The organism is Thermus caldifontis (assembly GCF_003336745.1).
Lineage (GTDB): Bacteria > Deinococcota > Deinococci > Deinococcales > Thermaceae > Thermus > Thermus caldifontis.
Genome location: NZ_QGMX01000001.1, coordinates 49390 through 71758, shown reverse-complemented (window position 1 = coordinate 71758; position 22369 = coordinate 49390). Strand labels below are relative to the sequence as shown.

The following is a 22369-nucleotide window of genomic DNA, read 5'->3' as shown; positions in this document are numbered from 1 at the left end:
GGAATTATTGCTCTAGGGGCGGGTTTCTGCTAGGGTCAAGGGTATATGTGGCGGGTTCTGGTTTCCGACGACATGCGGCTTGGGGATACGAAGTACCCGGGAGTGCTCTTGGACTATCGGCCAGGGATTGGGCGGGAGGAGCTTTTGGAGATCATCCCTGCCTACGATGCCCTCATCACCCGGAGCCGAACCCAGGTGGATGCCGAGCTGCTAAAGCAGGGCAAGCGGCTTAAGGTGGTGGGCCGGGGCGGGGTAGGGGTGGACAACGTGGACCTCGAGGCGGCAAGCCGCCTGGGCATCCTGGTGGTGAACGTTCCCGAGGCCAACACCCGCTCGGCGGCGGAGCTGGCCTTTGGCCTTCTTTTGGCGGCGGCCCGGGGCATTGCCCTTTCCGACCGCAAGATCCGCGCCGGGGAGTGGGACCGGAAGTTTTTGGGCTTGGAGCTTAAGGGTAAGACCCTGGGCATCATCGGCCTGGGGCGGATTGGGGGCCAGGTGGCCCGCTTCGCCAAGGGCTTTGAGATGCGGGTTCTGGCCTACGACCCCTATATCCCCCGCACCCGGGCGGAAAGCCTGGGGGTGGAACTTTTGGAGGACCTTTCCGATCTCCTTCGCCAAAGCCACTTCCTCTCCGTGCACGCCCCCCTTACCGAGGAAACCCGGGGGATGATCGGCCGGCGGGAGCTTTACCTCCTGCCCCGGAATGCGGTGGTGGTGAACGCTGCCCGAGGAGGGATCGTGGACGAGAAGGCCCTTTTGGAGGTACTGGAGGAGGGCCACCTCTTCGCCGCCGGTTTGGACGTGTTTGCGGAGGAGCCTCCCCCCAAGGACCACCCTCTCCTAAGGCATCCCAAGGTGGTCCTCACCGCCCATCTGGGGGCCAACACCGTAGAAGCCCAGGACCGGGTGGGGGAGGCGGTCTTGGAGCGGGTGGTGCGCACCCTGGAAGGGGATCTTTCCTACGCCTTGAACACGGGGTTTGACCCCGAGGCCCTTCAGGCCCTAAGGGGCTTCCTACCCCTGGGGGAGGCCCTGGGCAAGCTCCTTGCCCAGATCACCCGGGGTCGGCCCGAGGTCTTAGAGGTGAGCTTCCTGGGCCAGTTTGAGAAGGATCCCGAACCCATCGCCAGCGCCGTGGCCAAGGGCTTCCTTTCCCGGGTTTTGGGGGAGGAGATGGTGAACCTGGTTTCCGCCAGGCCCCTTCTTAAGGACCGGGGCATCCGGCTCGTCACCCGCAAGGAGGAGCAGGCCGGGGAGTACACGAGGCTTCTGGAGGTGCGCCTTTCCACCGACCAGGAGGAGCGCCGGGCCCGGGGGGTGGTGATGGCGGGCAAGCCCAGGCTGGTGGGCGTCGACGACTACGCCCTCGAGGTGGTGCCGGAGGGGTACATGCTGGTCTGTGTGAACTACGACCGGCCCGGGGTGGTGGGCCAGGTGGGGACCCTTTTGGGGGAAGCCGGGGTCAACATCGCCGGGATGCAGCTGGGCCGGGACGTGCCGGGGGGAAGGGCCCTTTTTGTCCTCACCGTGGACCAGAAACCCGCCCCTGAGGTGCTGGAGGCGCTTAGGGCCTTGCCGGTTTTGGAGCGGGTGGACCTGGCGGAGCTGTAGGGGTGGCTCACAGAAGAGGAGAGGAAGTGCACAAGCAGATTATATCGTGAGATAATGCACATATCTCCCCCACAGAGCTCGGGCAAAACCCGCCTCGAGGCGGCCCCCCATGCCCGGGGCCTATGGGGCTTTTGACGCATTTTACCGCCTTCTTTTGGAAAGGACTGGGCATTTGGTGGTCCGGGTAGAGGGTTATGAGGACAAAACGGACTTTGAGGGCCTTACCTTTCCCCCTCGTTCCTTGCCCTTACCCCCGGGGGCCGAGGTGGAAGGGGTGCTGGAGGGAGGGGGGCTGGTCATCGCCGGGGAGCGGAACCGTACGGTGGTGATCACGGGTATGGTACCCCGGGGCCTGGCCCGGCAGCAGGCCCTTCTGAAGGAAGGGGACCTCCCTCGAGCTCCGGGAGAAGCCCTCTTGGGGGAGGCTTTGGCCAAGGCTCTCCAGGTGGGCTTAGGGAATGAGGTGGTGGTCTACGCCCCCGGGGGGCTTGGTCTTGGGGTGTACGCCTTCCGCGTGGTGGGGTTTTTGGATTTCCCGGAAACCCACCTGGAGGCCCAGACCCTTATGGTTCCCCTGGAGGATGCCCAGACTCTTCTGGCCCCAGGCCGGGTGAGCCGGTTGGAGATTCGGCTTCCTGGGCTTGGGCTTTACGATCTAAAGGCTTTGGAGGAAGTTAAGACGACCCTGGCTCCCCACTTGCAGGGGCTGAAGGTGGAAACGTGGCTTGAGGCTAACCCCGTCTACGCCGCCTTGCTCCCCTTATACGACACCATCATGGCCATTTACGTGGGCATCTTCTTCGTTCTGGGAGGGCTGATCCTCCTCAATGCCCTTTACCTTTCCCTGGTGGAAAGGGTGCGGGAGTTTGGTCTATTGGCGGGCTTGGGCCTTAGCGGGTGGCGGATTTTGGGCCTGGTTTTCTGGGAGAGTTTCCTTTTGGTGGGGGTGGCGGCCTTGGTGGGTATGGGGGCGGGGCTACTGGTGCATTTGGAGCTGGCCGATGGTTTCCGCCTGCCCTTGCCCCAGTGGATGCTGGAACAGTACCGGGAGTTCGGCCTGCCGGAGGTGCTCTACGGCCGGCTGGGGGTGAAGGAGGTGCTTCTTGCCCTGGGCTATGCGGTGGGGGTAGCCCTATTGGCCGCCTTGTGGCCGGGGTATGTGGCCTCGAGGCTGGAGCCTGTGGAAGCCATGCGCTATGTGCCCTAGGAGGAAGGTATGCCCATCATAGAGGCCAAAGGGGTGCGGAAGGTGTACCGGGGCGACGGAGTGGAAACCGTGGCCCTTAGGGGAGTGGACCTGGCGGTGGAGGCGGGGGAGTTCACCGCCTTGGTGGGGCCTTCGGGTAGCGGGAAAAGCACCTTTCTCCATCTCCTTGCGGGCCTGGACCTGCCCACGGAAGGGGAGGTCTGGGTAGGGGGGGTATGGCTTTCCCGGCTGTCCCGGAGTGAGCGGGCCCGGGTGCGCCTGGAGAGGATCGGCTTGGTATTCCAGGCCTACAACCTGCTTCCCGTCCTCACCGCCTTGGAGAACGCCGCCTTGATTCTGGAGTTTAGGGGTGTCCCCAAGGCCGAGCGGGAGAGGAGGGCCCTTGCGGCCTTGGAGGCTTTGGGCCTGAAGGAGAAGGCGGGCCGCTTTCCCCGCCAGCTTTCGGGCGGGGAGCAGCAGCGGGTGGCGGTGGCCCGGGCCTTGGCTGCCGAGCCCCTCATCGTCTTGGCGGATGAGCCCACGGCCAACCTGGATTCCAAGAACGGCCTGGCCTTGATTGAGCGCATGAAGGCCTTGAACCGGGAGCGGGGGGTGACCTTTCTCTTCTCTACCCATGACCCCAGGCTTCTTGAGCACGTGAAGCGGATCGTACGCCTGGAGGACGGGGCCATTGTGGGCGAGGAACGGCGCTAGGGATAGGGTCCATCCGCAAACTCTGCGATTCCTCCTTCGGTTATCAAGCCTTGGGCAGGGCTTCGTTTCCGGTTTGCCTGGGAAAGCCCGGGTCCGGGGGGCAGTTTCAGGGCTCAGCGCTTTTTCCCAAACCCGTAGACCAGCTCCTCCCCTTTGCGCACCACCAGGAGGATGGCGGAACGGCCGAGGCTGTCTTTAAGCAGGTAAAGGCTTCGCACCTCGCCGTCCACGGTTTTCTCCTCCTGCCTCTCCACAAAGTAGCCCGCGGCGGCGAAGCTGGTGAGCACCTGCTGGACAAAAGCGGCGTGGAGCCTGCTGGCGATCCCTTTGGCCACGAAGGCCTCGAGGGCGTACCCCTTGGCCTCGGGGAAGCGAAGGAGGAGGGGCTCGGGGCTTTTGGCCTTATAGCTCCCCGTGGGCAGGCGCACGGCTGGGTCCAGGCTGGAGGCCAGGGCCGCCACGGCGGTGGCCTCCAGGAGGGTTTGGGCCAAGCCAGCCCCGCCCAAAAGCAGGAGGATCAGGAAAACCACCTTGGGTTGTCGCATACAAGGATTTTACCCCATCAGGAGGTCGCGCGCCCTTAGGGCCAGGTGCACCTGGGCCAGGACCTCGGGCCGGGAGAGAGGGCCAAGGACCTCTTCCAGCCGCTTCAGGCGGTAGCGCAGGGTGTTGGGGTGAATGTGGAGGGTATAGGCGGCTTCCTCCACGCTTCCCGTGGCCATGTAGACCTCCAGGGTCCTGAGAAGCTTGGGCGGTAGGGGCAGGTAGCGATCCACCAGGGCCTTCAGGTCCTCGGGGGACTGTTGCAGGAGCACGAAGGCCACGGGATCCAGGCCGCTGAAGGAAAGGGCCTCGCCTGGGCGGGCGGCCTTGAGGGCGATGAGGGCTTCCCGGTAGGCGGTTTGCACCTCTTCCCCGGCGGCATGGACCGCGGAGTACCCCAGGCGGCTTCCCGGGGGCAGGGCGGAAAGGAGGCTTTGTGCCTCCTTCCTAGGGTTATGCACCTGCCACATGGCCACCAAGCGATTACCGCGGATGGTGAGGAGGTAGGGGACGCCCAGACGGTCCAGGAAGGTGCCAGCCCGGCGGCGTAGCTCCAGGGTGGCCTCCCGCCTCCTTTCCTCCGCCAGGCGGTGGCGTCCGGGCACCGCCTTGGGCTCCACCAGGGCCAGGACCCATTCCACCCCCTCGGTGAAGCCAAAGGCGAAGAGCCGGTCGGGCTCTGCCTCCCCTAGGATGAGCCCTTCCAGCAAAGCCCCACCCAAGGATTCCTCCCGCATCCTCTCCAAGGAGCGCTCCAAGGCCCGCACCTTCAGCAGGCGGGCCGCCACCTCCAGGAGGCCTCGAGCCCGCCTGCGCTCCCCTTCCTCCCCGTAGGCCACCAAGAACCCTTCCCCCGCTTCCAAGGCGGTCCATTCCCTGCCTTCCCCCGGTTCCCTGGGATGCTGGGCGGGCACGGGGCCGGCAAAGCCCAGCACTTCCCCCCAGGGGGCCACCCGGGCCAAGGCCAGGCCGGTGGCTTGGTGGAGAACTTCTAAGAAGGGTCTATCAGGTAGCTTGATGAGGAGGTCCAGGAGGCTGGCCAGGCTCATCCCTGCCCCCAGGTGGAAGAGGCGCAGGGCCACGGCCTTGGCCAGGTCCTCCCGTTTCACCCACGGGGGATGGGCGGCCACCCCTAGGCCTTCCTTGCGGGCATAGTCCAAAAGTTCCGGGTCCGGATGGGAAAGGAGGAAGCCCGAGGCGGTGCGGTAACGCCAGAGGTTCCCCTCGGGCCGGAAGAGGAGAAGGGCTCCTTCCAGGGGCAAAAGGGGCTTGGGCTCCTCCAGGAGGTAAAGGACGGGGCGGTCTGAAGGGGCTAGAACCTCGAGGCCCAGCGCCTCGGCCAAGGCCTGGAAGGCGATGGAGGAGGAACCAAAAAGTGACCCGGCCATTGTTAATAAGCACAATAAACCCTTAGGCGGGAGCAAGCAAAGGGTGGCCTTTTGTGCTTTTGCACAAAAAGGATGGTTGTGCTCGTGTGTTGACCAGTTGCCCGCTGCCCTTGCCCACCCCCATCCTGAAGGGGAAAGGAGCAGCATGTTTCAGGGTTCCATTCCTCCTTTGCCCACACCTTTCCGCAAGGGACACGTGGACGAAGAGGCCCTAAGGCGCCTGGTGGAAAGGGTCATCCATGGGGGTTCCCACGGCCTCAGCGTGGGGGGAACCACCGGGGAGCCCGGAACCTTAACCTTGGAGGAGAGGAAGCGGGTCATAGAGGTGGCCCTGGACCAGACGGCGGGACGGGTTCCCGTCATCCCCGGAACCGGGGCCCTTAGGCTTGAGGAAACCCTGGAACTCACCCGCTTTGCCCAGGAGGCCGGGGCCCAAGGGGCCATGGTCATCGTTCCCTACTACCTGAAGCCCAACCAGGAGGGGCTATACCGCTACTTCGCCGAGGTGGCCAAGGCGGTCCCCGACTTTCCCATCCTCCTCTACAACATCCCGGGTCGGGCTGGGGTGGAGATCGCTCCCAAGACCGTGGCCCGCCTCCGGCGGGACTTTCCCAACATCGTGGGGCTCAAGCACTCCGCCAAGGACCTGGAGTACCTCTCCCAGCTCTTCCAGGAGGTGGGCCGGGACTTTCTCGTTTTTTGCGGCCTGGAAAGCCTCACCCTGCCCATGATGAGCCTGGGGGCGGTGGGGACCATCGCCGCCACCGCCAACTGGCTTCCCCGGGAGGTGGCGAGGCTCACGGAGCTGGCCCTCAAGGGGGATTACCAGGGGGCGAGGGAGCTCCACTACCACCTCCTCGAGGCCAACGAGGCCATCTTCTGGGACACCAACCCCATCCCCCTAAAGACGGTGCTTTCCTGGATGGGCCTTCTAGAGAAGGAGTGGCGCCTCCCCTTAGGCCCCACCACCCCCGAGGTGGAGGCGAGGCTTAGGGCCATGGCCCAGCGCTACGGGCTTTTGGAGGGCGCATGAAGCTTTGCCGCTTTATCAGCAAGGGCCGGGTCCACCAGGGGGTCTATCGGGATGGCCTCCTCCTGGACGAGGCAGGGGAGGGCCACGACCCCGAGGGGGTCACCTGGCTCCTCCCCTTTACCCCCGGCAAGGTGATTGGGGTGGCCCTGAACTACGCCGACCATGCGGAGGAGCTGGGGCTTTCCCGCCCCGAGGAGCCCGCCCTTTTTTGGAAGCCCAATAGCAGCCTTCTCCCCCACAAGGGGGTGGTGCGCTACCCCAAGGGGGCGGAGTACATGCACTACGAGGTGGAGCTGGCGGCGGTGGTGGGCCGGCCCATGCGCAAGGTAAAGGCTAAGGACGCGTTGGACTACGTCCTGGGCTATACCATCGCCAACGACCTGGTGGTGCGGGACTATGTTTCCAACACCTTTAGGCCCCCGATCCGGGCCAAGGGGCGGGACACCTTCGGCCCCCTTGGGCCCTTTCTGGTGGTGGGGGAGGTGGAGGACCCGCAGAACCTGGCCCTAAGGGCCTATGTGAACGGGGAGCTTCGCCAGGAGGGGCACACCTCGAGGATGCTCTACTCCGTGGCGGAGCTTTTGGAGTACATCTCCGAGTTCATGACCCTGGAACCCTACGACGTGATCCTCACCGGCACCCCCAAGGGCATAAGCCGGGTGTTCCCTGGGGATGTGATGCGGCTGGAGATCCAAGGGCTGGGTACCCTGGAAAACCCCATTGAGGAGGAGGCATGAGGTACCAGGACCAGGTGGCGGGGATTTCCTGGGAAAGGATCGAGGCCATTCGGAACGCCCTGAAGGGGTGGACGGCCCTCCACTTCATCGGAGGGGAGTTTCGCCCCTCGGAAAGCGGGGAGGTCTTTCCTACCCTGGACCCTTCCGTCAACCAGGTGCTTTCCCATGCGGCCCGGGGCGGGGAAAGGGAGGTGGACCGGGCGGCCAAGGCGGCCCACGAGGCCTTCCCGAAATGGAGCCGCACCCCGGCCCGGGAGCGGAAGCGCTACCTCCTGAGGATCGCCGAGCTATTGGAAAAGCATGCGGATGAGCTGGCGGTGGTGGAGGCTTTGGATGCCGGGCAGGTTTTGCGCATCGTGAAGGCCCAGGTGGCCCGCTCCGCGGAGAACTTCGCCTTCTACGCCGAGTACGCCGAGCACGCCATGGAGGACCGCACCTTCCCCGTGGACCGGGACTGGCTCTACTACAGCCTACGGGTCCCGGCTGGCCCCGTGGGGATCATCACCCCTTGGAACGCCCCCTTGATGCTTTCCACCTGGCGGATCGCCCCCGCCTTGGCCTTCGGGGACACGGTGGTCCTGAAGCCTGCGGAGTGGAGCCCCTTAACCGCCAGCAAACTGGCGGAGATCGTGCAGGAGGCGGACCTCCCCCCTGGGGTCTTCAACCTGGTGCAGGGGTTTGGCGAGGAGGCGGGAGCCGCCCTGGTGGCCCATCCCCTGGTTCCCCTCATCACCCTCACCGGGGAGACGGAAACCGGGAAGATCGTGATGCAAAACGCCGCTAAGCACCTGAAACGGCTTTCTTTGGAGCTTGGCGGGAAGAGCCCCGCTTTGGTCTTTGCCGATGCCGATCTGGAGCGGGCTTTGGATGCGGTTGTGTTCCAGATTTACTCCTTCAATGGGGAACGGTGCACGGCCAGCTCCCGCCTGTTGGTGGAGGAGAGCCTCTTTGAGGACTTCGTGGGGAGGGTGGCGGAAAGGGCCCGGGCCATCCGGGTGGGCCACCCCCTGGACCCCGAGACCGAGGTGGGGCCCCTCATCCACCCCGAGCACCTAAAGAGGGTGTTGGGGTATGTGGAAGCGGGCCTTAGGGAGGGGGCAAGGCTTCTGGTGGGAGGAAGGAAGGCCAGCACCTCCTTCCGCGGGGAAGACCTTTCCCGGGGGAACTACGTGGAGCCCACCCTGTTCGTGGGCGAAAACCACATGAAAATCGCCCAGGAGGAAATCTTCGGTCCCGTTTTGGTGGCCATCCCCTTCAAGGACGAGGAGGAGGCCCTTAGGAAGGCCAACGATTCCAGGTACGGCCTGGCGGCCTACGTCTTCACCAAGGACCTGGAAAGGGCCCACCGCCTGGCCCTAGAGCTGCAAGCGGGCCTCATCTACCTGAACAGCCACAACGTGCGCCACCTGCCCACCCCCTTTGGCGGGGTTAAGGAGAGCGGGGACCGGCGGGAAGGGGGGTTGTACGCCCTGGAGTTTTACACCGACCTCAAGGCCGTGGGGCTTCCCCTAAGGCCCCCCCACGTGCCTAAGTTCGGAAAGAGGTGAGAGGATGGCAAGAACAGGAGCGGAGTACCTGGAGGCCCTAAAGGAGCGCCCCCCTAACCTCTGGTACAAGGGGGAAAAGGTGGAGGATCCCACCACGCACCCGGTTTTCCGGGGAATCGTGCGCACCATGGCGGCCCTATACGACCTGCAGCACGACCCCCGCTACCGCGAGGCCCTCACCTACGAGGAGGAGGGGAAGCGGCACGGGATGAGCTTCCTCATCCCCAAGACCAAGGAGGACCTAAAGCGCCGGGGCCAGGCCTACAAGCTTTGGGCGGATCAGAACCTGGGGATGATGGGCCGTAGCCCGGATTACCTGAATGCCGTGGTCATGGCCTATGCCGCCAGCGCCGAGTACTTTGGCGAGTTCGCCGACAACGTGCGAAACTATTACCGCTACCTCCGCGACCATGACCTGGCCACCACCCACGCCCTCACCAACCCCCAGGTGAACCGGGCCAAGCCGCCCTCGGCCCAGCCCGACCCCTATATCCCCGTGGGGGTGGTGCGGCAGACGGAAAAGGGCATCGTGGTGCGAGGAGCCCGCATGACCGCCACCTTTCCCCTGGCGGACGAGGTTCTTATCTTCCCTTCCACCCTGCTTAAGGAGGGGCCGGGGAGCGAGAAGTACGCCATCGCCTTCGCCCTGCCCACCTCCACGCCGGGCCTCCACTTCCTCTGCCGCGAGGCCTTGGTGGGGGGGGATAGCCCCTTTGACTATCCCCTTAGTAGCCGCCTCGAGGAGATGGACTGCCTGGTGGTCTTTGACGACGTCCTGGTCCCTTGGGAGCGGGTCTTCATCCTGGGAAACGTGGAGCTTTGCAACAACGCCTACGCCGCCACGGGGGCCCTTAACCACATGGCCCACCAGGTGGTGGCCCTGAAGACCGCCAAGACCGAGGCCTTTTTGGGGGTGGCGGCCCTGATGGCCGAGGGGATCGGGGCCGATGCCTACGGCCACGTGCAGGAGAAGATCGCCGAGATCATCGTCTATCTGGAGGCCATGCGGGCCTTCTGGACCCGGGCGGAGGAGGAGGCCAAGGAGAACGCCTTTGGCCTCCTGGTGCCCGACCGGGGGGCGTTGGATGGGGCCAGGAACCTCTACCCTAGGCTTTACCCCCGCCTCAGGGAGATCCTGGAGCAGATCGGGGCCAGCGGCCTCATCACCCTGCCCTCGGAACGGGACTTTAAGGGACCCTTGGCTCCCCTGTTGGAGAAGTACCTGCAAGGGGCCAGCTTGGAGGCTAAAGAGCGGGTGGCCCTCTTCCGCCTGGCCTGGGACATGACCCTCTCGGGGTTTGGGGCGCGGCAGGAGCTTTACGAGCGCTTTTTCTTCGGGGATCCGGTGCGCATGTACCAGACCCTCTTTAGCGTCTACGATAAGGAACCCTACAAGGAGCGGATCCGCACCTACCTCAAGGGGGCGCTTTCCGTGCTTAGAGAGGTGGAGGCGTGACGGGTGCCTTTCCCGAGGAATCCAGCGGTTTGCCTACGCCCGAGAAGGCCCTTCAAGAGGCGTTCCGGGAGGCCTTAAGTCGCTTCGCCGCCGGGGTGACGGTGGTGTCCGCCCGGTTGGGGGAAGAGGAGAGGGGCATGACCGCCACCGCCTTCATGTCCTTGAGCCTCGAGCCTCCCCTGGTGGCCTTGGGCATCCAGGAAAAGGCGAGGCTTCTGCCCATCTTGGAGGCCTCCCGGGCCTTCACCGTAAGCTTCCTCAGGGAGGAACAGGAGGCGGTTTCCCAGCACTTTGCCGGGAAGCCCCAGGAGGGGGTGGTCCTGGTGGAGGGGAGGGTGGAAGGGGCCTTGGCGGTTTTGCGTTGCCGGTTGGCGGCGGTCTACCCCGGAGGGGACCACCGCCTGGTGGTGGGCCTTGTGGAGGTCATTGAGCTGGGGGAACCGGGCCTTCCCCTGGTGTACTTCGGCCGTGGCTACAGGAGGTTGGTATGGCCATCGTGAGGGTGGGGTTCATCGAGCTTTGGGTTAAGGACCTGGAGAGGAGCCTGGAGTTTTACCAGGGGCTTTTGGGCTTCCGCCTGGAGCACAGGGAGGGAAGAAGCGCCTACCTGCGGGGCTATGAGGAGCTGGAGTGGAGCCTGAAGCTTACCCAGGGGGGCCTCCCCGCCGTGCGCAGCCTGGGCTTTAAGGTGGACGAAGAGGGGATGGACCAAGCCCTGGCCTGGGCGGAACAGGAGGGGCTTCCCCACCGCTTGGAAACCGACTGGGGAAGGCTCAGGATGCTCCGCGTCCAGGACCCCTTCGGGTATCCCCTGGTCTTCTACTCGGGGGCGGAGAAGCTTCCCCGTGTCCTTCAGGACTACCACCTGTACCGCGGGCCGGGGATTTTGCGCATCGACCACCTGAACCTCTTCTCCCCGGAGGTGGAAAGGGCCACCCGCTATTACCAGGAGATCCTGGGCTTCCGCCTCACCGAGTACACGGAGGACGAGGAGGGAAGGCTTTGGGCCAGCTGGCTCCACCGCAAGGGAAACGTCCACGACGTGGCCTTCACCAATGGGGAAGGCCCTAGGCTCCACCACTTCGCCTACTGGCTCCCCGACCCCATGGCCATCCTTAAGGCGGCGGACATCCTGGCGGGGGCCAGGAGGACGGACCAGATCGAAAGGGGCCCGGGGCGTCATGGGATATCCAACGCCATGTTCCTCTACCTTAAGGACCCGGATGGGCACCGTATAGAGCTCTATACCTCCGACTACCTCACCGTGGACCCCGATCTGCCCCCGGTGCGCTGGAGCCTGAACGACCCCAGGCGCCAGACCCTCTGGGGGCACAGGACCCCAAGGAGCTGGTTCCTGGAGGGAAGCCTCTTGCTGGACCTCGAGGGGAAGCCCGTGCCTACGCGGCCTTCGCCCATGGCCGGCATCCCCGAGCACGTGACCTAGCTTGACGGGACAGTTGTCCCTGGTTAAACTGGAAGGCAAACGGTCGTTAGTTAGACCCAATCCGGGTCTTGCCCGGTGGGAAAAGGACAAGGAGGGAAACACATGAAACGCTGGTTGGTAGCCCTGTTGGTGTTAGCCCTTTCGGCCGTGGCCCAGGAGGTTCTGAAGGTGGGCGTGGTGGTCTCCGCCACCGGTCCTGCCGCCTCCTTGGGGATTCCCGAGCGCAACACCTTCCTCATGCTCCAGGAGATGCTGGACCGCACGGGGGGGGTGGCTGGGCGCAAGGTGCAGTTCGTCATCCTGGACGACGCCTCGGACACCACCCAGGCGGTGCGCAACACCCGCCGCCTGGTGGAGGAAGGGGTGGTGGCCATCATCGGCACTACCACCACCCCGGCCTCCTTGGGCATGATCCCCGTGGTGGCCGAGGCCAAGGTGCCCATGATCTCCTTGGCGGCCAGCAAGGACATCATCCACCCGGTGGACGCCCAGCGCTTCTGGGTTTTCAAGACCCCGCAGACGGAGGAGCTCATGGCCCGGGCCATCGTGGCGGACATGGTGGCCCGCGGGATAAAGACCGTGGCCTACATCGGCTTCAACGACGCCTACGGGGAGGGCTGGGCCCGCTTCTTTGAGGCGGAGGCCAAGGGTAAAGGCCTCCAGGTGGTGGCCAGCGAGCGGTATGCCCGTACCGACACCTCGGTGACCGGCCAGGTGCTCAGGATCATCGCCCGCCGGCCCGATGCCGTTCTCATCGGGGCAAGCGGCACCCCTGCGGTGCTGCCCCAGCGCACCCTGAGGGAACGGGGGTACGCAGGCCTCATCTACCAGACCCACGGGGTGGCCAACCCCGACTTCCTGCGGGTAGGGGGTAAGGACGTGGAGGGCACCCTCCTTCCCGCCGGCCCCATCCTGGTGGCGGAGCAGCTTCCCAGCACTTTCCCCAGCAAGCGGGTGGCCCTGGACTACATCCAGCGCTACGAGGCCAAGTACGGCATCGGCAGCTATTCCACCTTCGGGGCCCATGCCTGGGATGCCTGGCTGATCCTGAAGCCGGCCCTGGAGCGGGCCTTAAAGCGGGCGGATCCCGCCAAGGACCTGGCCGCCTTCCGGGCAGCCCTGCGGGACGAGATCGAGGCTACCCGGAACCTGGTGGCCACCCACGGGGTCTTCACCTTCAGCAAGGAGGACCACCTGGGCCTGCGCTTTGAGGACGCTGCGGTGATGGTCCGCATTGAGGGAGGCCGCTGGAAGCTGGAGCGCACCTTCCGCTAAGCCATGGACGCCACCATCCTCAGCTTCCTACTCCTGGACGGGTTGCAAAACGGGGTGGTCTACGGGCTTCTGGCCCTCTCCCTGGTGCTGGTTTTCGCCGTTACCCGGGTGATCCTGGTGCCCATCGGGGAGCTTCTCATGTTCGCCCCCCTCTCCCTGGTGTGGCTTTTGGAAGGGAAGCTTCCCGGTACCCTGTGGCTGGCCCTGGCCCTGGGGGGGGCCTGGGCCCTGATGGCCCGGGGCCGGGGGGGCCTTCTGCCCCTTTTGGGCGGGGTGGGGCTTTTCCTCCTCTTCCTTCTGGCTAAAGAGGCTCCGCCCCTGGCCTACGTGGCGGCGGTGCTCCTGGTGGTCTACCTGGGGGTGGCCACCTACCGGGTCTTCTTCCAGCCCATGCGGGGGGCCACGGTGCTTTCCTTCCTCATCATGGCCGTGGGCCTCCACGTGGCCTACCAGGGGCTTGGCCTCGTCTTCTTCGGCCCCGAGCAGTTCCGTCCCGCTCCCTTCCTTTCTGGGGAGGTTATGGTGGGCCTTTCCTGGCAGGGGGTCTTGGTCCTCCTCTTCGCCGCCTCGAGCCTGGCGGGCCTTTACCTCTTCTTCCGTTTTTCCCTTTTCGGCAAGGCGCTTTTGGCGGCGGCGGAGAATCGGCTTGGGGCCAGGCTCTCGGGAATAGGCCCGGAGGAGGCGGGGATGGTGGCCTTCAGCATCGCTAGCCTGCTGGCGGCCCTGTCCGGGCTTCTTTTGGCCCCCCTCATCAATGCCGCCTATTTCATGGGCTTTATGCTGGGGCTTAAAGGATTCGTGGCCGCCATCCTGGGGGGGCTTGCCAGTTACCCGGTGGCCTTCTTGGGGGCGCTTCTCGTGGGACTATTTGAAAGCTTTACCAGCTTCTACGCCAGCGCCTACAAGGAGGCCTTGGTCTTCCTACTCCTGGTGCCCGCCCTTTTCTACCAGAGCCTGAGGGCTAGGACGGTGGAGGAGTGATGCGCTACCTTTGGTTTTTGTTGCTCCTTTTGCCCTTGCTACTCTCGCCCTTTCCCTACTACCTCACCCTGCTGAACTTTTTCGCCCTCTCCGCCATGGTGGCCCTTTCCCTTTACGTGCTCACGGGCCTGGCGGGGATGACCAGCTTCGCCCAGGCAGCCTTCATGGGCATGGGGGCCTATGCCACAGCCCTTTTTACCCTTAAGCTGGGGCTTTCTCCCTGGATGGGGCTTCTGGCGGGGCTTATGTCGGCGTTCCTGCTGGCTTTGGTCCTGGGGGGGCTTACGGTGCGGCTGAAGGGGCATTTTCTCCCCCTTTCCACCATCGCCTGGCAGGTGGCCCTGTACATCCTGGCGGGGAACCTGGTGGGGCTTACGGGGGGGCACACCGGGCTTACCGATCTCCCCCCGCTTGGCCTCTTCGGTATCCCCCTGGACACGGGCTTTCGCTACGCCTTCCTTACCCTTTTCCTCTTGGCCCTCCTGATCCTAGCCCTTTATAACCTGCGCCATAGCCGCATAGGCCGGGCCCTTTTGGCCCTTAGGGGGGATGCCCTGGCGGCGGCCAGCTTCGGGGTGGATCCGGCAGCTCTCAAGCTCAAGGCCTTTTTGCTCTCCGGGACCATCGCTGGCCTGGCCGGTTTTCTTTACGCCCACTTCCTGCGCTTTGTCAACCCCACGCCCTTTTCCCTGGAGGCCTCCATCAAGTATCTGGTGATGGCCGTGGCGGGAGGGGTGGGGAGCATTCCCGGGGTGATCCTGGGGGCGGCCTTCTTCACCGGCCTCGAGGACTGGCTGAAGGACCTCCTGCCCCTCTTCCTGGGGCGGCAGGGGAACTACGAGACCATCGGCTATGGCCTGATCCTGGCCCTGATCCTTATCCTGGCTCCCAAGGGCCTCTGGCCCCTGGTGGAGCGGTACCTGCCGACCAGGGAACCAGGGGTGCCCAAGGCGGAACCCCTCTCCCTCCGGAGCCCTGAGGGCCCCCGGGGTGAGGTGGTTTTGGAAGTCCAGGGCCTGCAGAAGTCCTTCGGGGGGCTTTTGGCGGTGGCTGGGGTTTCCTTCTCCCTGAAGCGGGGGGAGATCCTGGCCCTGATCGGGCCCAACGGGGCGGGGAAGAGCACCACCTTCAACCTGGTGGCCGGGGCCCTGCTCCCCGACCGGGGCCAGGTGTACCTCTTCGGCCAGGAGATCACGGGGCTACCCCCCCACCGGGTCCATGCCCTGGGCCTAGGCCGCACCTTCCAGCACCCGCACCTCTTCCCGGAGCTAACGGTGCTGGAAAACGCCGCTTTGGGCACGTACAGCCGTACCCGGGCCGGCTTTTTGCAGGCCCTTTTGGGCCTATCCCGCAAGGAGGAGGAGCGGGCCTTGGCCACCGCGTACCGGGCCCTGAAGCGGGTGGGGCTGGAGTCCTTGGCTTTGGAAAAGGCGGAGCGCCTTTCCGTGGGCCAACAGCGCCTTCTGGAGATCGCCCGGGTCCTGGCCTCGGGGGCGGAGGTGCTCCTTTTGGACGAGCCGGGGGCGGGGCTGCGGGCCCAGGAGAAAAGGGAGCTTGCCTCCCTTCTCCGTTCCCTGGCCAGGGAGGGCTATACGGTCCTGATCGTGGACCACGACATGGACCTCATCATGGGCCTGGCGGACCGGGTGGTGGTGATGAACTACGGGGAGAAGATCGCTGAGGGCATGCCCAAGGAGGTCCAGCGGAACCCCTTGGTGCGGGCGGCCTACTTGGGAGAGGAGGAGGTGGCATGAGTCTCCTTTCCGTTCAGGGTCTTGCCGTGCGCTACGGGCCCCTGGAGGCGGTCCGGGAGGTAACCTTTTCCCTGAAGCAAGGGGAGGCCCTCACCCTCATCGGCCCCAATGGGGCGGGGAAGACCAGCGTGCTAAGGGGGCTTTTGGGCCTAGCCCAGGCGGAGGGGAAGGTGTTCCTGGATGGGGAGGAGGTACGGCTAAGAAGCCCGGAGGCCCTTCTTGCCCGGGGCCTCGTTCTGGTGCCGGAGGGCCGGGCCCTTTTTCCCGGGCTTTCCGTGGAGGACAACCTCCTCCTGGGGGGGTTTACCCGTTTCCGCCGGCGGGAGAACCTCAGACCCGACCTGGAGAGGGTCTACGCCCTTTTCCCCCGGCTTTTGGAGAGGAGAAGGCAGCCCGCCGGTACCCTTTCCGGTGGGGAGCAGCAGATGCTGGCCATCGGCCGCGCCCTCATGGCCAGGCCCCGGCTCCTCCTTCTGGACGAGCCCTCCTTGGGCCTGGCTCCCCTGATGGTGCGGGAGATCTACCGCATCCTGGGGGAGCTTAAGGGCGAGGGGACCACCCTCCTTCTGGTGGAGCAAAACGCCAAGGTGGCCTTGGCCCTGGCGGACCGGGGGCTGGTGCTGGAGGCGGGGGAGGTGGTCCTCGAGGGGCCGGCGGAGGCCTTGAGGCAGGACCCCAGGGTGGTGGAGGCCTATTTGGGGCTATCCCGGGAGGTGGAGGGGTGATCCGGGAGGATCCCTTCATGCGCACCTTGGGCCTCCAGGTTCGGCGCCTAGACCCGGGGGAGGCGGTGGTGGCCGGGGTGGTGGGGGAGGGGCACCTGAACCTCCACGGCACCGCTCAAGGCGCCTTCCTTTATGCCTTGGCGGATAGCGCCTTTGCCTTGGCCAGCAACACCCGGGGTCCGGCGGTGGCCCTTTCTTGCCGTATGGACTACTTCCGGCCCCTTTCCCTGGGAGCCCGGGTGGAGGCGGTGGCCCATGAGGTGAACCTTTCCCGGCGCACCGCCACTTACCGGGTGGAGGTGGTCTCCGAGGGCAGGCTGGTGGCCCTGTTTACGGGAACGGTGTTTCGCCTGGGAGGTGAGGCAGCATGATGTTTCAGCCGGAACTGGAAACCCTGTCCAGGGAAAAGCTTAGGACCTTGCAGGAGGAAAGGCTTGGGGCCGTGGTGGCCTACGTGCACGAGAGGGTGCCCTTCTACCGGCGGCTTCTGGATGAGGCGGGGGTGGACCCGAAGGGAATAAGGACCCTCGAGGACCTTCCCAAACTCCCCTTCACCAGGAAGGACCACCTCCGGGAAAACTACCCCTTTGGCCTCTTCGCCGTGCCCCGGGAAGAGGTGGCCCGCATCCATGCCAGCAGCGGCACCACGGGCAAGCCCACGGTGGTGGGCTACACCAAGAAAGACCTGCAGGTCTTCGCCGAGGTGGTGGCCCGCTCCCTGGCCGCCGCCGGGGCCAAGCCGGGCATGATGCTCCACAACGCCTATGGCTATGGCCTCTTTACTGGGGGCCTGGGCCTTCACGCCGGGGCCGAGGCCTTGGGGATGACCGTGGTCCCCGTTTCCGGGGGCATGACCGAGCGGCAGCTCATGCTGATTCAGGACTTCCGCCCGGAGGTGATCTCCTGTACCCCCTCCTACGCCCAGACCCTGGCGGAGGAGTTCAGGAAGCGGGGGGTTTCCCCGGAGGAGCTTTCCCTGGACTACGCCGTGCTGGGGGCTGAGCCCTGGACCGAGGCCATCAGAAAGCAGGTGGACGAGGGCCTGGGGGTGCGGAGTACCAACATCTACGGGCTATCCGAGATCATCGGTCCGGGGGTTTCCAACGAGTGCGTGGAGGAGCGCCAGGGAAGCCATATCTGGGAGGACCATTTCCTTCCCGAGGTGGTGGACCCTACCACCGGCGAGCCCCTTCCCGAGGGCCAAGTGGGGGTTCTGGTCTTCACCACCCTCACCAAGGAGGCCATGCCCCTCCTGCGCTACTGGACGGGGGACCTCACCTTCCTCACCTACGAGCCCTGTGCTTGCGGCCGGACCCACGTGCGGATGGGCCCCATCCTGGGCCGCACCGACGATATGCTCATCATCCGCGGGGTGAACGTCTATCCCACCCAGGTGGAGGCGGTGCTCCTAGGGATCCCCGAGGTAGAACCCTATTACCAGATCGTGGTTCGTAGGGAAGGAACCTTGGACGAGGCCGAGCTCAAGGTGGAGGTTTCCCTAGCCTTTTTCCAGGAGATTGGCCGCAAGGCCCTTTCCGATGAGGTCATTGAGGCCGACCACCGCCTCCATGCCCTTAGGGAGAAGGTGGCCCACAAGATTAAGGACACCATCGGGGTGAGCATGAAGGTAACCCTCCTGGCCCCCGGGGAGGCCCCCAGGAGCGAGGGGGGGAAGCTGCGGCGGGTTTTGGACCTGAGGAAGTAGGCCATGCGCCCCATCCCCATCGGTTTTGAGGCGGTGTTTGAGACCGTGGTTACCCCGGAGATGACCGTGAACTTTGAGGAGCTGGGCCCGGTCCATCCCGTGTACGCCACCTACTGGATGGCCAAGCACATGGAGCTGGCGGGGCGGAAGATCATCCTTCCTTTCCTGGAGGAGGGAGAGGAGGGGATCGGCAGCTACGTGGAGGTGCACCACCTGGCCTCCGCCCTTCCGGGAATGCGGGTGCGGATCGTGGCCCGCCACGAGCGCACGGAGGGGAACCGGGTCTACGCCAGCATGGAGGCCTACAACCAGCTGGGGGACCTGATCGGCCGGGGGCGCACGGAGCAGGTGATCCTGCCCAAGGCCAAGGTGGAGGGCCTCTTTGCCCGGTTACGGGAGAGGTGGAAGGCCCATGGGGGCTTTAAGGACTGAAAGCATCTCTTTCCCTGCTTGAAGCTCGCGTGGGGGGCAGTTTCCTACCGGGCCCGCACCAGCCAGGCGGAAAGGCCCATGAGGCCTGTGAGGAGAGGGAGGGTGGCGGCAAAGGCGAGGCCGCGGTTGGGGAGGATGGCATAAAAGAAGGTCAGGGAACCCCCGGCTAGGCCGCTTCCCCCGGGCACGGAAAGGGCCCGCGGCCAGCCCCTCGAGGTTCCCCGGGCCAGGGAGAGGACCAGGACCTTGCTGGCCCCTGGGAAAAGGGCCCGCCCCATCCCCAGGGGGAGATAGATGCTCCAAGGGGAAAGCCTACCCGTAACCGGGCGAGGGTGGGTAGGGCCCAAGGCAGTGTAGACCTTCGGGCCTTACACCTTTCCACGTTTCCATACCCCGGGGAAAACTGGGGATGTGGGCACGGATACGCAGGTGTATCTCCTTTCTGAGGCCCGGGGTCTTTCCCGGGACCTCTTGGGCGGCAAGGGGTTTGGGCTGGTGGAGATGGCCCGGGCGGGGCTTCCCGTTCCCCCGGCTCTCATCATCACCACGGCGGCATGCCGCCGCTTTCTCAGGGAGGGGGAGGTGCCAGGTTTATGGGAGGAGGTCCAGGCCAAAATGGCGGCCCTCGAGGGGCTAGTAGGCAAACGCTTTGGCAAAGGGGAGGGGAATACCCCTCCCCTTCTGGTTTCCGTGCGGAGCGGGGCCCCGGTGTCCATGCCCGGGATGATGGACACCATCCTCAACCTGGGCCTGACCCTGGAGGGGGTGGAAAGCCTGGCCCGGGCCTCAGGGAACCCCCGCTTCGCCTGGGACACCTTCCGGCGGCTTCTTGCCATGTATGGGGAGGTGGTCTTGGGGGAAAGGGCCGAGGTGTTTGAGGGCCTGCTTTCCGCCTTAAAGGAGAAGCGGGGCGTGCAAAGCGACACCGAGCTTACCGCCGAGGACCTCGAGGCCCTTTCCTTCCACTACCTTCGCCACCTGGAGGAACGGGGTACCCCCTTCCCCATGGACCCCTGGCTCCAGCTGCAAGGGGCTATCCAGGCGGTCTTCCGTAGCTGGCTAAACCCCAGGGCCAAAGCCTACCGGCGCATCTACGGCATTCCGGAGGACCTGGGCACGGCGGTGGTGGTCCAGGCCATGGTTTACGGGAACCTGGGGGAGGACTCGGGGACCGGGGTGGGCTTTACCCGCAACCCCGCCACCGGGGAGAAGGGCCTCTACGGGGAGTACCTGAGGAACGCCCAGGGGGAGGACGTGGTGGCGGGCATCCGCACCCCCGAGCCCCTTAGCCGCCTGAGGGAGTACGCCCCCGAGCTCTACCAGGAGATCGAAAGGGTAGCGGATCTTTTGGAGCGCCATTTCCGGGACATGCAGGACTTCGAGTTCACGGTGGAGCGTGGGCGCCTGTACCTTCTCCAGACCCGCTCGGGCAAGCGCACGGCCCAGGCGGCAGTGCGCATCGCCGTGGAGATGGCGGAGGAGGGTCTCATCAGCAGGGAAGAGGCCGTGCTTAGGGTGGAGGCCAATGCCCTCCCTGGCCTCCTCAGGCCTGCGGTGGACCGGAGTAAAGCCCCAGAGCCTATCCTAAAGGGGCTTCCCGCCAGCCCTGGGGCCGCGGTGGGACATGTGGTTTTCAGCAACGAAGGGGCAGAGCGCTATGCGGCCCAGGGGTTGCCCGCCATCCTGGTGCGCCCGGAAACCACCCCCGAGGACATCACCGGCATGTACCTTTCCCGGGGAATCCTCACCGCCCGGGGGGGCTTGACCTCCCATGCGGCGGTGGTGGCCCGGGGCCTGGGAGTGCCGGCGGTGGTGGGGGCGGAGGCCCTGAGGGTGGCCCCTGAGGAGGGCCGGGCCTGGGTGGACGGTTTGGAAATCCTGGAAATCCGGGAGGGGGACCTCCTCACCCTGGACGGGAGCACCGGGGAGGTCTTCCTGGGGGCGGTGCCCTTGGCGGAGGCGGCGGGTGAGGAACTTTTGCAGAAGCTCCTTTCCTGGGCCGAGCCTCACCGCCTCTTGGGGGTTAGGGCCAACGCCGACACCCCTTTGGACGCCGAGAGGGCCAGGGCATTTGGGGCTGAGGGCATCGGGCTCTGCCGTACCGAGCACATGTTCTTCCAGGAGGAGCGCCTCCCTTGGGTCAGGCGGCTGATCCTGGCCCAAACCCCCGAGGAGGAGGCCGAGGCCCTAGAGAGGCTTTATGCCTTCCAGAAGGAAGATTTTAAGGCCATCTTGAGGGCCATGGATGGCCTGCCCGTGACCGTGCGCCTTCTGGACCCCCCCCTCCACGAGTTCCTGCCACCTTTGGAAGAGCTTCGGGAAAAGGCCGCAGCGGGGGATGAGGAGGCTAAGGCCCTATGGGAACGGGCCAAGACCCTTTCCGAGCAGAACCCCATGCTGGGCTTCCGGGGAATCCGGCTCTTGCTCCTCAGACCGGGTATCTTCCGTATGCAGCTCAAGGCCCTCCTGGAGGCGGCCAAGGAGCTAAAGAAGGAGGGTTTTGACCCCCGTCCCGAGGTCATGGTTCCCTTGGTGGCGGATCCCAAGGAGGTGGAGCGGGCCAGGGCCTTGGCAGACGAGCTTTTCCAGGAGTACGGCCCCATCCCCTTCGGCACCATGATCGAGACCCCAAGGGCTGCCCTCCTGGCCTCGGAGATCGCTCCCTTGGTGGACTTCTTCAGCTTCGGCACCAACGACCTCACCCAGATGGCCTTTGGCCTTTCCCGGGACGATGCCGGCAAGTTCCTACCCCAGTACGTGGAAGCAGGCCTGTTTCCCTTTGACCCCACGGAGCGCCTGGACGAAAAGGGGGTGGGAAGGCTGATAAGGATGGCCGTGGAGGAGGGAAGGCGGGCCAATCCCCAGCTGAAGGTGGGGCTTTGCGGGGAGCACGGGGGGGAGGCCCGCAGCGTGGCCTTTGTGGCGGGGCTTCTGGACTATACCTCGGCGAGCCCCTTCCGTGTGCTCACGGCCCGCCTGGCCGCGGCCCAGGCGGGGCTTTGGGCCTCGAGGGCCGAGGCCAGTGAGGCGTTTGCCCAATAGCGGTTGGGCCTGGGGGAGTTCGCTGGTGTCAGAAGGCCCTAACCTCTACCCCCGCCTCCTCTAGGGCCCTCCGCACCGCCCGTACCACCTCGGGAGCATTGGGGTTGTCCCCGTGGATGCAGAGGGTTTGGGCCTTGACCTCTACTTCCCCGCCGTCCAAGGCCTCCACTTTTCCCTCCAGAACCATCCTTAGGGCGCGACGGGCAGCCTCCCCTGGGTCGCTGATCCAGCTTCCTGGCAGGGAGCGGGGGGCCAGCTGGCCATTTTTAAGGTACGCCCGTTCGGGGAAAGCCTCGAGGACCACCCTGAGCCCTGCCCTCCGGGCCTCCTCCTCGTACACCGTGCCGGGGAGCACCACCAGGGGAACCTCGGGGTCAAAGGCTTTGACCGCCTCGGCGATGGCCCGGGCGGTTTCCCGGTCCCGGCAGGCCTTGAGGTATAGGGCCCCATGGGGTTTAACGTGGTGGAGGCGTAGCCCTTCCGCCTTTAGGAAGGCGTAGAGGGCTCCTATCTGGTAGAGCACGTCGGCATAGACCTCCTCAGGGCTTAGGGCCATCTCCCTACGGCCAAAACCCACCAGATCAGGGAAGCCCGGGTGGGCCCCCACCGCCACCCCGTGGGCCTTGGCCAGGGCCACCGCCGCTTTAATGCGGGAGGGGCTTCCCCCATGAAAGCCGCAGGCCAGGTTGACCGAGGTTACATAGGGGAAGATCTCCCGGTCGTGCCCGTAAGAGAAAGTCCCGTAGGATTCCCCGGCATCGGCGTTGAGGTCTACGGTCATAGCCACCTCCTTTCC

Annotated in this window: 20 protein-coding genes and 1 pseudogene; 17 read left to right on the top strand and 4 right to left on the bottom strand. The window is 65.3% G+C overall.

Annotated elements, in window-relative coordinates:
• The first annotated feature begins 45 nt into the window (after positions 1-45).
• The 3 genes from serA to DK874_RS02185 all read left to right on the top strand — a co-directional run bounded on the left by serA (position 46) and on the right by DK874_RS02185 (position 3511).
• On the top strand, positions 46-1611 hold the full coding sequence (serA, locus tag DK874_RS02195; protein WP_114312382.1) for a phosphoglycerate dehydrogenase: 1566 nt from the start codon (positions 46-48) through the stop codon (positions 1609-1611).
• Between the two features lie 109 nt (positions 1612-1720).
• A complete protein-coding gene (locus DK874_RS02190; protein ID WP_114312380.1) occupies positions 1721-2818 on the top strand; it encodes an ABC transporter permease in 1098 nt (365 codons plus the stop codon).
• A gap of 9 nt (positions 2819-2827) precedes the next feature.
• Complete coding sequence (locus DK874_RS02185) at positions 2828-3511, top strand: ABC transporter ATP-binding protein (RefSeq protein WP_114312378.1); 684 nt, start codon at positions 2828-2830, stop codon at positions 3509-3511.
• Between the two features lie 113 nt (positions 3512-3624).
• On the opposite strand, the gene DK874_RS02180 is transcribed toward DK874_RS02185, so the two are convergent.
• Together DK874_RS02180 and DK874_RS02175 are read right to left on the bottom strand one after the other, a co-directional pair.
• On the bottom strand, positions 3625-4056 hold the full coding sequence (locus DK874_RS02180; RefSeq protein WP_114312376.1) for a hypothetical protein: 432 nt from the start codon (positions 4054-4056) through the stop codon (positions 3625-3627).
• 9 nt (positions 4057-4065) lie between these two features.
• Positions 4066-5442 carry a PucR family transcriptional regulator gene (locus DK874_RS02175; protein WP_114312374.1) on the bottom strand — a complete coding sequence of 459 codons (1377 nt, stop codon included), beginning with the start codon at positions 5440-5442 and terminating at the stop codon, positions 4066-4068.
• A 145-nt stretch (positions 5443-5587) separates the two neighbouring features.
• On the opposite strand from DK874_RS02175, the gene hpaI reads away from it, so the two are divergent.
• From hpaI to DK874_RS02110, 13 genes and pseudogenes are all read left to right on the top strand, one after another.
• A complete protein-coding gene (gene hpaI, locus DK874_RS02170) occupies positions 5588-6475 on the top strand; it encodes a 2,4-dihydroxyhept-2-ene-1,7-dioic acid aldolase (RefSeq protein ID WP_114312372.1) in 888 nt (295 codons plus the stop codon).
• Complete coding sequence (locus tag DK874_RS02165; protein ID WP_114312370.1) at positions 6472-7212, top strand: fumarylacetoacetate hydrolase family protein; 741 nt, start codon at positions 6472-6474, stop codon at positions 7210-7212. Before hpaI ends, DK874_RS02165 begins: the two co-directional genes overlap by 4 nt.
• On the top strand, positions 7209-8759 hold the full coding sequence (gene hpaE / locus DK874_RS02160) for a 5-carboxymethyl-2-hydroxymuconate semialdehyde dehydrogenase (RefSeq protein WP_114312368.1): 1551 nt from the start codon (positions 7209-7211) through the stop codon (positions 8757-8759). Before DK874_RS02165 ends, hpaE begins: the two co-directional genes overlap by 4 nt.
• Positions 8760-8763: 4 nt before the next feature.
• Positions 8764-10215, top strand: a complete 1452-nt coding sequence (gene hpaB, locus DK874_RS02155) for a 4-hydroxyphenylacetate 3-monooxygenase, oxygenase component (RefSeq protein ID WP_114312366.1) — start codon at positions 8764-8766, stop codon at positions 10213-10215.
• A complete protein-coding gene (gene hpaC, locus DK874_RS02150; RefSeq protein ID WP_114312364.1) occupies positions 10212-10715 on the top strand; it encodes a 4-hydroxyphenylacetate 3-monooxygenase reductase subunit in 504 nt (167 codons plus the stop codon). The genes hpaB and hpaC overlap by 4 nt, the downstream gene beginning before the upstream one ends.
• On the top strand, positions 10703-11659 hold the full coding sequence (gene hpaD / locus DK874_RS02145) for a 3,4-dihydroxyphenylacetate 2,3-dioxygenase (RefSeq protein ID WP_114312362.1): 957 nt from the start codon (positions 10703-10705) through the stop codon (positions 11657-11659). Before hpaC ends, hpaD begins: the two co-directional genes overlap by 13 nt.
• Positions 11660-11761: 102 nt before the next feature.
• Entirely contained in the window at positions 11762-12934 is a 1173-nt protein-coding gene (locus tag DK874_RS02140; protein ID WP_114312360.1) for an ABC transporter substrate-binding protein, read from the top strand.
• 3 nt (positions 12935-12937) lie between these two features.
• Positions 12938-13915 carry a branched-chain amino acid ABC transporter permease gene (locus DK874_RS02135; protein ID WP_114312357.1) on the top strand — a complete coding sequence of 326 codons (978 nt, stop codon included), beginning with the start codon at positions 12938-12940 and terminating at the stop codon, positions 13913-13915.
• Positions 13915-15669: a branched-chain amino acid ABC transporter ATP-binding protein/permease gene (locus DK874_RS02130; protein WP_114312355.1), complete on the top strand. Its 1755-nt coding sequence runs from the start codon at positions 13915-13917 to the stop codon at positions 15667-15669. Before DK874_RS02135 ends, DK874_RS02130 begins: the two co-directional genes overlap by 1 nt.
• Positions 15666-16394, top strand: a complete 729-nt coding sequence (locus DK874_RS02125; RefSeq protein WP_114312353.1) for an ABC transporter ATP-binding protein — start codon at positions 15666-15668, stop codon at positions 16392-16394. Before DK874_RS02130 ends, DK874_RS02125 begins: the two co-directional genes overlap by 4 nt.
• Before the next feature lie 17 nt (positions 16395-16411).
• Positions 16412-16808, top strand: a pseudogene (gene paaI / locus DK874_RS02120) (hydroxyphenylacetyl-CoA thioesterase PaaI).
• Positions 16765-18099 carry a phenylacetate--CoA ligase family protein gene (locus DK874_RS02115; RefSeq protein ID WP_114312351.1) on the top strand — a complete coding sequence of 445 codons (1335 nt, stop codon included), beginning with the start codon at positions 16765-16767 and terminating at the stop codon, positions 18097-18099. Before paaI ends, DK874_RS02115 begins: the two are co-directional and overlap by 44 nt.
• A 3-nt stretch (positions 18100-18102) precedes the next feature.
• Entirely contained in the window at positions 18103-18531 is a 429-nt protein-coding gene (locus DK874_RS02110) for a thioesterase family protein (RefSeq protein WP_114312348.1), read from the top strand.
• A 44-nt stretch (positions 18532-18575) separates the two neighbouring features.
• Here the strand turns inward: DK874_RS02110 and DK874_RS02105 are convergent, their stop codons facing one another.
• Positions 18576-18878 (bottom strand): hypothetical protein, encoded by a 303-nt coding sequence (locus tag DK874_RS02105; protein WP_205387547.1) that lies wholly within the window; start codon positions 18876-18878, stop codon positions 18576-18578.
• A gap of 64 nt (positions 18879-18942) precedes the next feature.
• Between DK874_RS02105 and ppdK the strand changes: the two genes are divergently transcribed.
• Positions 18943-21573 (top strand): pyruvate, phosphate dikinase, encoded by a 2631-nt coding sequence (gene ppdK / locus DK874_RS02100; RefSeq protein WP_114312346.1) that lies wholly within the window; start codon positions 18943-18945, stop codon positions 21571-21573.
• 28 nt (positions 21574-21601) lie between these two features.
• On the opposite strand, the gene DK874_RS02095 is transcribed toward ppdK, so the two are convergent.
• Positions 21602-22354 carry a LamB/YcsF family protein gene (locus DK874_RS02095; protein WP_114312343.1) on the bottom strand — a complete coding sequence of 251 codons (753 nt, stop codon included), beginning with the start codon at positions 22352-22354 and terminating at the stop codon, positions 21602-21604.
• Positions 22355-22369: the final 15 nt, after the last annotated feature.